The organism is bacterium (assembly GCA_018814885.1).
Lineage (GTDB): Bacteria > Krumholzibacteriota > Krumholzibacteriia > LZORAL124-64-63 > LZORAL124-64-63 > JAHIYU01.
In genome coordinates this window covers 1-11,188 of the sequence record JAHIYU010000159.1, presented here as the reverse complement: position 1 = coordinate 11,188, position 11,188 = coordinate 1, and the positions used below count along the sequence as shown (strand labels likewise).

The following is an 11,188-nucleotide window of genomic DNA, read 5'->3' as shown; positions in this document are numbered from 1 at the left end:
GGCCTGGCGGGAACCGCCGTGTGGCTGGTGGCCGGCGGCGCGCTGGCGGCGGCCCTGTTCGTGCGAGCCTCGTCCGGCAGCGCCCTCGCGGGGCGCGCCTCCGTCGCCGCGATCTACGGCGTCGACCTGCTGGGGGGGTGTCTCGGGGCCTTGCTGGTGGGGTTGTATCTCGCGCCGTTGGCGGGACTCACGGGCACCGCGGCGGCGACGGTCCTGGTGGCGGCGGCTGCAGTCGCGCTGGTGGGATCAGACGAGCACGGGGTCGGTCTGTGACGCCTCGCTCGTTTCCTTCGTCTCGCAATCGACCACGAACTCGTCCAGGTGCTCGAGGAACAATTCCACCAGGCGCGGCTCGAAATGGCGGCCGCTCTCGGCGCGCATGATCTCGACACACTCGTCGAGGGGCAGGGCGGGCTTGTAGACGCGTTCATGACTGAGGGCGTCGAAGACGTCCACCAATCCCACGATACGGCCGAACATGTGGATTCCCTCGCCGGCGAACCCGCGCGGGTAGCCGCTGCCGTCCCATTTCTCGTGATGCTCGTGGGCCACGATCGAGGCGGCCCTGAACACGGGCCGGCTGGAGTTGCCGAGGATCATGTAGCCGATCTCGGCGTGGGTCTGCATGATCTCGCGCTCGCGTTCGGTCAGCTTGCCCGGCTTGTTCAGGATGGCGTCGGGAATGCCGATCTTGCCGACGTCGTGCAGGGGCGCCGCCATGCGCAGCAGCTTCGCCTCGTCCGTGGAGAGACCGGCGAGCTCGGCGAGCAGGCAGGAGTTCCGCCCCACGCGCTTGACGTGGTTGGCCGTCTCCTGCGAACGACTCTCGACCACTTCGCCGAGCGTATGTATGACTTCCTTCTGGGTGTCGATGATCTCCTGGTTGAGATGGATGTTGTCGTAGGCGACGCGGACGTTCGCGGCGTAGGTACGGATAAGGTCGCGCTGCGTGGCCGGCAGCTCGCGGTCCGTGCGCAGCAGGATCTGCCCCTCGGCGCCGCCGCGCGATTTCAGGTAGCAGGCGTAGCCGTCCTCGAGAACCTGCTCGATGCGTTCGTCCTTCACCTGCCGCAGGAGCTGGCGATCCTCCTCGATCACGACACCACCGACCGGCTTGCCGGCATCCGCCGCATAACGCCCTCTGCCCACGACCACGGTGCCGTCTTCGCCCCTGCATTCGGTCAGGACGCCGCGCACGTCGACGCTCTCCTTCGCCTCGCCGGACGACAGCAACACGACCATCTGATCCATGACCTCGATGGCGAACTCCGCGGGATCCTTGCATTCGAACAGGCACCGCGTGGCGAGGTTCACCCGCTCCAGGCCGGAGCGCTGGCTCTCGATGGTGCGCAGATCGCGGTACGCCCGCAGCGCCGAGGTCACGGTGGTGTAGAGCTTCTGGGAGGTCAGCTCGGTCTTGGCCTTGTAGTCGTTGATGTCGTAGGAGGAGATGACCTCCTGCTCCGGCGCCTGGCCGGGCTGCCCGGTGCGCAGGATGATGCGGATGAAACGATTGTTCAGATCGCGCCGGATCGTACGGACCGCCTGCAGCCCGGCGTCGTCCTTCTCCATCACGACGTCCAGCAGGACCAGCGCGGTGTCCGTATGCTCGCGCAGCATCTCGACGGTCTCCCGGCCCGAGTGGGCGCTCAGGAACTCGAGCCCGCGCCCCTCGAACATGAAGCCGGAAAGGACCAGCCGCGTCAGGGTATGCACCTCGTCGTCGTCGTCCGCGATCAGGAGCTTCCAGGGGGCCTTGGGAGCCTCCCGCGCCACGTCCCGGACGGACTCCTCCGACGCGAAGAGCAGGTCCTCGTCAGCGAAGAGGATGTCGTCATCGAGCCGCGTCATCGCCGCTCCCGTTCCGCAGGGGGAACTCTATGGTGAACGTCGCGCCCTCGCCGGGGCTGCTGGCGCAGGAGATGCTCCCGCCCAACGAATTCGTGACCGAGTTGTAGACCACGTGCATGCCCAGGCCGCTGCCACCCTGGCCGCGTCGGGTCGTGAAGAACGGATCGTAGATCTGCCTGCGGATCTCCTTGGTCATGCCGACGCCGTTGTCGCTGTAGACGATGGTGACGTTCTCGCCCGCGGAGCCGGCCTCGATCCTGATCTCGCCGTGCTCCCGGTCCTGGAAGCCGTGGATCAGGGAGTTCATGACCAGGTTCGTGATGGTGTGGGATACCGCGCCGGGATAGCTGTCCACCATGATGCCCTCGTCGCAGGACAGGGTCACCGTATGGCCGGTCCGCTTGAACTCGGGACGGAGGCTGAGCAGGACCTCGTCCAGGTACTGCTTCAGGTCGAACAGTCGCCGGCCCTCGCCGGTCTGGTCCACGGCGACGCCCTTGAAGCCCTGGATCAGCTGCGCGGCCTTGTCGAGATTCGACAGGATCATGCGGGCGGAATCGCCACTTTCCCGCAGGAAGGTCTCGAATTCGGACCGGCGCAGCTTGGCGGACTCGTAGAGCCCGCGATAGTGCTCGATCTTCTCCTGGAGATGGGAGGCCGCCGTGACGCCGATGCCCACCGGCGTGTTGATCTCGTGGGCGACGCCCGCGACCAGGCTGCCCAGGGCCGCCATCTTCTCCGACTCGAGCAGCTGGTCCTGCTGGTCGCGGATCATCTCCTGGGCGCGCCTGCTCTCTGTGATGTCGTGGGCGATGCCCTCGACGGAGAGCACGTTCCCGTGCCCGTCGCAGACCGGCACCTGCATGACGTCCAGCATCCTCAGACTGCCGTCCCGGTGCCTGATCTCGACCTCGAAGGGCGGTTGTTCGAGTCCCTGCAGACTGAGCCGGGTCGTGCCCTCCACCTCGCGCCGGAGCGCTTCGTTGGCCGTGAAGAGCGAGCGGTAATCCTGAAGATCGGCGATCTCGTGACCGAGCACGTTCGTCACCGACGGGCTGATGTAGGCGAAGGTGCCGTCTGGCGCGAGGGAGTAGAAGATATACTTCTCGCGCAGGCTCTCGATCAGCAGACGGTACTTCTCGCGGCTGTCGCGCAACTCCGTCGTCCGCTCCTCCACCCTCTTCTCCAGGGACTGGTTGAGGCGATTGATGTGCTCTTCCGCCGCCTTGCGCGCGGTGATGTCGCGCACCAGGGCGCAGTAGTATTCGTGGCCCTCGAACTCCAGGTGGTTGATGGAGATATCCACCGGGAACCGCTTGCCGTCCTTGTCCCTGTGCCACCCCTCCTTGCGCTGGAAGCCGATCTTGCGCACCTCCTGGCATCTCCGTTCCCAGCTCTCGGACGTGTACTCGTCGGTGAGATCGAAGACGCCCAGGCGCAGCAGTTCTTCGCGGTTGTATCCGTAGTTGCTGCAGGCCGTCTTGTTGACGTCGATGAATGTGCCGTCCCGCGCGATCCAGAAGACCGCGTCGCTGGACTGGTTGATGGAAAACTGTTTCAGGCGCAGGTCCGCCTGGCGCTTCATGTTCTCGGTCACGTCCTCGTAGACCAGGATGATCTCGCCGCTGGGCAGCTTGTAGACGTAGGCCTCCCGCCAGCTCTCGCCCCAGTCGTCGCGGTTGACGAAAGCTTCCACGCGCTCGGGCTCACCGGAGCTCCAGACACATTTAATGACATCCAGCAGACCGCACTTCTCGAACCCCGGGAAGACCTCGCGGGCATCACCGGCGAGGATGTCGGATTTGTTCAGGCCGTCGATGCGCTCCCCGGCCTTGTTCAGGTCCGTGCAGCGGAAGTCGACGCCGTCGTCGGTCTCGAAGACCGCCACGCCGGAGCGCATGTTGTTGAACAGCTCACGGTGGCGGAACTCGCTGTCCCGCATGGCCTGCTCGGCCCTGATGCGCCCCGAGATGTCGGTCACGAATCCTTCGGCGGCCATCAGTTCGCCGCTCGCGTCGTAGACGCCCTGGCCCTTCTCCCAGACCCATTTCTCCTCGCCCTGCTTCGTTATGATCCGGTACTCGACCTCGTACGCATGGTGGTTGCGCAGGGCGTCGTCCATGGTCTCCCACACCATCTTCTGGTCGTCGGGATGCACCACGTCGATGTGCCGCACGTTCCGGTTTCCGAGCAGATCGTAGGGCGTCCAGCCGGTCAGCTCCGTGCTGCCGTCGCTGATGAACTCCACGGGCCAATCGTCGGCCTTCCGGATGCGGAAGGCCATGCCCGGCAGGCTGGCGATCAGGGTCTTGAGCCTGCGGCGCTCCTCGCCGAGTTCCGCCTCGCGCCGTTGCCGTTCGCAGCGCTCCATCAGATGCGCCACGTGCTCGGCGATGGTGCCCGCGAAGGCGGCCTCTTCCGAGGTCCAGGTGCGCGACGGCCCCACGTGCTCGAAGCAGACGACCCCCACGAGGCGTCCCGACATGCGGATCGAGACGTCGAGCATCGACGTGATCCCCAGCGGCTCGAGGTAGCCCTCGGCGAATTCGCTGGTGCGCGGATCGGTCCTGGCCGCATGGGCGTCCACCAGGTGTGCGCTTCTGATGGCGGCGAAGTAGGCCGGGAATTGCCGGGCATCGAGGACGATGTTGTCCAGGTGATCGCCCGACGTGCGCTCGTAGAGGTTCTCGCAGCGCAGGGTTTCCTGCGCATCGTCGAGGAGCCAGACGCTCGTCCGCTCGACCTCCAGGGTCCGGGCCCCGGTTTCGCAGATGATCTTCAGGGCACTGCGGCGATCGCCGTCGTGCACGCCGTTGTCGCCGGACAGCCTCTCGAAGGCCTCCTTCTGCCGCTGCAGCCGGGCGATACGTTCGCGGCGCTCCACCTCGGCGGCCTTCCGCTTGGAGATATCCCGGGCGAAGACACAGACGAACTCCCGGCCGCTGATCTCGAAAAGGTTCGCCGCGATCTCGACGGGGAATACCAGGCCGTCCTGGCGCTTGTGCCGCCCGTCGATCAACACGCTGCCCTCGCCACGCAGGCGGCTCAACACCTCGGCGAGCGCCGCCGGGGGGAAGTCCACATCGACTTCCGGGACCTTCATGCCGACCAGTTCCCTCTTGTCGTAGCCCAGGGAGCGGCAGGCGGCCTCGTTGACCTCCAGGAAGCGGAAGTCGGTGTCCATGATGAAGACGGCGTCCTGGGCCTTGTCGATCGAGAAGCGGAACAGGTCGAGGGTGTCGGTGAGGCGTTGTTCGTCGGTCACATCGATCTGCATGCCCTTGGCGCGGACGGGCCTGCCGTGCTCGTCGCGCACCAGGACGGCGCGCTCGGACAGGTGCCGGATCTCGCCGTCGGGCCGCGTGACGCGGAAGTAGCGGACGCACGCGCGTTCGACCGCGCAGACCGCGAAGAACTCGGCGAGCTCGCCGCGATCCTCGGCGTGGACCGCCTCCCACATCAGGCCCGGATAAGCCAGGAGTTCGGCGTAGGATCTTCCGTAGACGCTCTCGGCGGAGGCGGACAGGCTGCGCAGCCGGCGGGTCTCGAGATCGACCACCCAGACGATCTCGTGCTGGGCCATGTTCAGGTCGGAGACGTCGAGATCCTCGTGTACGCGCAGGGCGCGCGCGGCGTCCTCCGGGTCCATTCCCCGTACGGACGCGAACCAGGCCGCGGCGTCCGAGGGCAGGCCGGCGGCGCCGTGCGTGTCGCGTGTCAACAAGTCCGTACCCTTGCCCACCAATGCGTCTCCTCAGGGGGCGCCCGGCTTCACGTCGCGGTCGATCCAATCCTGGGATCGGCACTTCCGGGGGGTGACTTGATCGATTTATCGAGAAAAAGCGCCGGAACAATGTCCGGCGCAGCGATCGAGCGGAAATGTGTTGCCAGCCTTCTCGAATGACCCGGACTAGCGCCGGGCGACCTCCTCCAGGAACACCTTGTTGGGCACGGCCGCGATCTCGCCGTCGCGTTCGATCAGCGTCTGCAGGGAGGTGACGCCCGTCAGTGTGCCGCTCTCGCCGGCGACGTTCACCGTTTCGCCGACCCGAAAGAGCTTCCTGACGTAATATCCGGCCACGATGTTGCGCGTGACGTCGCGGGTGCCCAGGCCGAAGGTGAGGGCCAGCGCCACGGCCATGCCGCTCAGCAGCACCAGGACCACCGACTTGACCAGCTCCGTGTCGATACGGAGCTGGGAAACAGCCATCACCGCCACCACGAAGAAGATCAGCGCCGAGGCGGCGCGGCCCAGGGTCGGCGCGAACTCAACGCCGGAATCGGCGGCGGCGCGCGTGATGGCCTCGCCCACGAAGCGCGATACCATCATGCCGACCAACAGCACGAGCGCGGCGGCGATGATGTTGGGGGTGTACGAGAAGAAGGCTGCGATGGCCTCTGCGACGACCGTCAACCCGACCGCCTGCGCGGCGCTCTGGGTGAACAGCAGCACGAGCATCCAGTACACCAGGCGCGCCAGGATCTGACCGGGCGGCCTGCGCAGCCCCAGCCGGCCCAGGATGTCCGTGAGGCCGACCCTCCCGAGAAGCTCGTCCAGGCGGAACTTGTCGAACGCGGTGCGGATGGCCTTCTCGGCGAGCTTGGCCAGCAGGATGCCCAGCAGCACGACCACCAGGCCGGTGAAGGCGCGCGGCACGAACTCGGCGATGGCCGAGGCCAGGTTGCTCAGCACGTCCGTCGCCGCGGTCTTCAGCGAAAATCCGGTGTCCATCGGTTACTCCCGGTGTTGCGGCGGCTGCGGCCCGCGGAAGGCGTCCAGGGCCGCCGATAGGTATTCGAACATGATCTGCAGGAACACGTGCAAGGAGAAATCCGCCGCCTGCGCGGCGAACAGGCGCCGCTGGATGCTGTGGCGAATCTGGTCCGCGAAGCCCGCAGCCGGCACCTCGCGCAGCGCGGCCAGTTCGGCGATGGCCTCGCCGGTCTCGATGTCCCGGTCGGGATGGTGGCGCTCGTCGTCGCTGTTCAATTCCCTGCCCTCATTCTCGGTAGAGGCGGCGGAATTCCTCGCGTGCGCGCTTGATCCGCATCTTCACGGCGGACAGGCCCAGCTCCAGGGAGTCCGCGATCTCCTGATACGAAAACCCGTCCAGGTCGCACATTATCAACGGGACGCGCAAGGTGTCGGGCATCGCATCCAGCACCGTGCGGATCCTGTCGCGCATGTCGCGGTGGCCGACGTCGCGCTCGGTCGAGGCGTGCGACTGGAGCTCGACCGCGCTGCAGAGGGTAGGATCGTCCAGCTCCAGGAACGACTTCCCCTTGCGCTTGCGCAGGTGGTTCAGACAGTGGTTCACCTTGATCCTCTGCACCCACGAGCCGAACTGCGAGCGCCCCTGGAACCGCTCCAGGCCGAAGAAGGCCTTGACGAAGACTTCCTGGGCCAGATCGTGCGCATCGTCGGCGGAACCGCTCAGATAGCGACAGTTCGCCAGGACGCGCTCCTGATGTCGAACCACGAGCGCGTCGAACGCGCGCGTGTCGCCTTCCGGCGCCTCCTGGGCGGCGACGACGAGCTTTTCATCGCTTGTCATCCGAAGCGTCTCCCCTATACTTCCGGTATTATCGACACGGCCCGAGCGGAGAAGTCACGTGGGAGTATCGGGCACATCGCCGCGGTCGTGCAACCGGACAAGTATGGACACCTTGAGATAGCCGCCTGTGACTTTCCGGAACTCGACGGGTCAGAAGGATCGATGACGTAAAGCCATAGGTGGCATACGCCCCGGCGCGCGTCCGGACACGCTTTTCGCGCTTGGCAAACAGGAAAAACAGGAGGCTTCGACCATGAAACCCACTCTCGACAGGTTCGTGCTGCTGGCGGTGATGCTGCTGCTCGTGTCGCCGTCGGCCCGCGCCGACGAGGACTGGGGAGACTATTCCCTCTTCACCCTCAGCCCCTACGGCGGCACCACGATCTGGTCCGACGACATCGGCCTCGAAGACGACCTGATCTACGGCGCCCGCGCCGCCATCCTCTTCGTCCCCTGGCTGGGCGTGGAAGGCACCTACGGTTTCACCAAGACCATGCGCGTGCCGGACGCGGCCGAGACCAAGATCCACCACACCGGCATGGACCTGGTCCTGAACCTGATGCCCCGCGCGGGCATCAATCCCTATCTGACCGGCGGCTGGGCCCAGCTCAACACCAAGGGCGGCTGGCTCGGCGACGGCGAGGCCAAGCTCAACGGCTGGGAGGCCGGCGCGGGCCTCAAGCTCCGCCTCGGCGGCGACAACGTCAATCGGCGCGACCTGCGCCTCGAGGTGCGCGACGTGATGAGCGACCTGATGACGGACTTCGGCAACGGCGGCGAGACGACCCACAACCTCGTCGCGACCGCCGGTCTGCAGTTCGGCTTCGGCCGCGGCAGCAAGGACTCCGACTTCGACGGCGTGCGCGACCGCGAGGACTTGTGTCCCGGCACGCCGGCCGGCGCCATCGTCGATGCCGCGGGTTGCCCGAACGACAGTGACGGTGACGGCGTCCTCGACGGGCTCGACCGCTGCTCCGACACGCCCGCCGGCGCCACCATCGACGGCTCCGGCTGCCCGTCCGACAGCGACGGCGACGGCGTCCTCGACGGGCTCGACCGCTGCCCCGACACGCCCGCCGGCGCCACCATCGACGGCTCTGGCTGCCCGTCCGACAGCGACGGCGACGGCGTCCTCGACGGGCTCGACCAGTGCCCCGACACGCCCTCGCACCTGCAGGCGGACGCGTCCGGTTGCCCCATCGCCATCACCGCGACCGAGACCGAGCTGCTCGACACCGGCATGATCCGCACTTCCCTGGTCACGTTCGAGTCCGGCTCCGACGAGCTGAAGGTCCAGAGCTTCGGCGAGCTGGACAAGATCGGCGAGACGCTGATCAACTGGCCCGAGCTGCGCGTGGAGATCGGCGGACATACCGACGCCCAGGGCTCCGAGAAGCTGAACCAGGAGCTGTCCGAGAAGCGCGCCCGGGCGGTTCTCGACTACATGAGCGCCAGGTTCCCGGACATCGACTCCGGCCAGTACACGGTGTTCGGTTACGGCGAGTCGCTGCCCGTGGCCGACAACGCCACGGCCGAGGGACGCGCCCGCAACCGCCGCGTGGAGTTCAAGGTGCTCAACGCGGAGACGATCAAGCGCGTTATCGAGAGCCAGAAGCTGCTGGAGCGGTAGCCGCAGGCAACGGCACCGCCCGGGAGTACGGACCGCCCCCCGGACCGGCCGGGGGGCGGTTTCCTTTGCCCGGCCGACTGCATCGCGTTAGGATGATCCGATCATGTTCACACGCCACACGATTCCCTTCGACTCCCCGTTTCTCCCGGGTCTGGCCGCACGCCTGCTGGACATCTGCGGCGAACGCCTGCCGCATGCCCTGGTGCTGCTGCCCTCGTCGCGCGCCTGCGGCTCGCTGCGACACGCGCTGCTGGAGACGAGCGGACGCGATGGACTGCTGTTGCCGGCGATCACGACCCCGGCCGGACTGGTCGAGGAGCTGGCCGGACGCAGGGCGGACCTGGCGCCCGCGGCCGTCCCCAGCCGCCTGCGGGCCGCGGTCCTGGCCCCGCATCTGGCTAAGCTGGACTGGCTGCGCGACCGGCCGGGCGCCGCGGCGGGCATGTCGGATGAACTGGTGCGGATCTTCGACGAGCTGCGGCGCCACGAGCTGGACCCGGGCGGGCTGGACGACGGCGGGCCCGCCGCGCCGGAACTGCAGATCCGCGACGTGGCGCGGGTGCGCGAAGCATGGCGCCTCTACCGCGGCGCAGTTCCCCGCGACGCGCTCGACCGCGAGCGGGACGTCGTGGACGCGGCCTGTGCCGCCGAACGCTGGCCGGGCCCGCCCGTCGAGAACCTCTTCACGGCCGGCTTCTCGGATCTGCCGCCGCTGACCGCGCGGCTGATCCGCGTGGCCGCGCGCCGCGCCGGACGGGCCCACATGGTCAGCACCGCCGCCGGCGACGACCCCCTGACGCGCCTCTTCCTGGCCGCCTTCAGCGATCGGGATGCGCCCACGCATCCCCTGTCGCCGGACCGGTGCGTGTCGACGCTCCTGCTGGACGACGAGCCGGAACCCCTCGGCCGCGACGAGCGGCCCTATCCCGACCGCCTGGCCGGGCTGGCCGATCCCGCCGCCATACTCGCGCCCGGTGGCGAGCCTCTGCTGCGCCCCTGTCCCGACCCCGAGCAGGAGAGCCTTCTGATCGCCGATCTCGTGATCGCACAGCTGCGCCGGGAACCGCGCAGCCGCATCGCCGTGGCCACCGCCGACCGGCCCCTGGCGCGCCGCGTGGCCGACCAGCTGGCCGACGCCGGCCTCGACCTCGACGCGACCGACGGCGATCCGTTGTCGACCCACGCCGACGGCCGGCTCGTCTGGCAGCTCTTGCGCACCGCGCTGACCGACCTGCATCCGGACCCGTTACTGGAGCTGTCGACCCATCCACTGGTCACCTTCGGACGCGAACGCGGCGAGCATGCTAGCCGCACCCTGAGCTTCGAGAAGGAGCTGCTGCGCGGCAAAACGGCCGGGGCGGGCCTGGCAGGTCTGCGCATTCGCGCCGCTGAGCGGGACGCCGAGGCGCGCGCGCGCTGGCCCGACGCCCGACCCGAGATGACCCTGCTGATGGACGATCTGGAGGCGGCGCTCGGCGGCCTGCTGGCGCGAGCCGCGGACAAGCCTACCCCCGTATCCGCACATCTCGCCGCCCTGCGCGCCGCCTGGCGTCGCGCCGTCCCGGACGACCCCCTCGACGACGGGACGGTAACGGCGCGCGTTGCGGACGGGACGAGTCCCGCCCGCAGGGCGCTGATCCGCCTGCTGGACGACCTGGACGCCGCCGGCGACGCCATGCCCCCCCTCTCTTCCGGCGATTTCGCCGCCATGCTGGCGCGGTTGCTCGGCGAGACCAAATGGTGGCCCCACCGCTCCATCCATCTGCCGGTGCAGGTGACCGGCCTGCTCGAAGCCCGCCTCGAGCATTACGACCTGCTCGTGCTGGCCGGATTGGGCGAGGGCGTCTTCCCCGACGAGCCACGCCGCCGCACGCTGCTGCTTGGACGCCCCTGGCGCGAGCGCAACGGATTGCCCGACTGGCGCTGGGATCTCGGTCTGGACGCCGAGCTCTTCCTGCGGCTGCTGCACAACGGCCGTCGCGTGGTGGTCACCTGGTCCAGCGAACGCGACGGGCAGCCCGCCCTGCCGTCACGAGACCACCTCCGTCCACGTCGGCCCTAGCGTGCCCTGGTCCGGCTCGCGCACCGCGTACCGGACGGGATGGTAGATATACACGGGGTCGATGCCGCCGCCGGTGAAGCGGGCTTGGAG

The 11,188-nt window shown here is 68.0% G+C and carries 8 protein-coding genes; 3 read left to right on the top strand and 5 right to left on the bottom strand.

The genetic code is table 11. The features are described 5' to 3' along the window. On the top strand, positions 1-273 hold a 273-nt coding region (locus KJ554_12095), incomplete at its 5' end, for a hypothetical protein (protein MBU0743073.1). Here KJ554_12095 and KJ554_12090 read toward each other — a convergent pair. From KJ554_12090 to KJ554_12070, 5 genes are all read right to left on the bottom strand, one after another. Beyond that, complete coding sequence (locus KJ554_12090) at positions 247-1,851, bottom strand: DUF3369 domain-containing protein (GenBank protein MBU0743072.1); 1,605 nt, start codon at positions 1,849-1,851, stop codon at positions 247-249. The two genes, KJ554_12095 and KJ554_12090, sit on opposite strands and share 27 nt — an antisense overlap. Then, on the bottom strand, positions 1,835-5,593 hold the full coding sequence (locus KJ554_12085; protein MBU0743071.1) for a PAS domain S-box protein: 3,759 nt from the start codon (positions 5,591-5,593) through the stop codon (positions 1,835-1,837). The genes KJ554_12090 and KJ554_12085 overlap by 17 nt, the downstream gene beginning before the upstream one ends. 168 nt (positions 5,594-5,761) lie before the next feature. Continuing rightward, positions 5,762-6,583: a mechanosensitive ion channel gene (locus tag KJ554_12080; GenBank protein ID MBU0743070.1), complete on the bottom strand. Its 822-nt coding sequence runs from the start codon at positions 6,581-6,583 to the stop codon at positions 5,762-5,764. A 3-nt stretch (positions 6,584-6,586) separates the two neighbouring features. Then, entirely contained in the window at positions 6,587-6,841 is a 255-nt protein-coding gene (locus KJ554_12075; protein ID MBU0743069.1) for a hypothetical protein, read from the bottom strand. 10 nt (positions 6,842-6,851) lie between these two features. Beyond that, a complete protein-coding gene (locus KJ554_12070; protein ID MBU0743068.1) occupies positions 6,852-7,406 on the bottom strand; it encodes a sigma-70 family RNA polymerase sigma factor in 555 nt (184 codons plus the stop codon). 253 nt (positions 7,407-7,659) lie between these two features. Between KJ554_12070 and KJ554_12065 the strand changes: the two genes are divergently transcribed. Then, positions 7,660-9,036 carry an OmpA family protein gene (locus KJ554_12065; GenBank protein ID MBU0743067.1) on the top strand — a complete coding sequence of 459 codons (1,377 nt, stop codon included), beginning with the start codon at positions 7,660-7,662 and terminating at the stop codon, positions 9,034-9,036. Between the two features lie 103 nt (positions 9,037-9,139). Continuing rightward, positions 9,140-11,098 (top strand): hypothetical protein, encoded by a 1,959-nt coding sequence (locus tag KJ554_12060; protein ID MBU0743066.1) that lies wholly within the window; start codon positions 9,140-9,142, stop codon positions 11,096-11,098. Positions 11,099-11,188 lie beyond the last annotated feature (90 nt).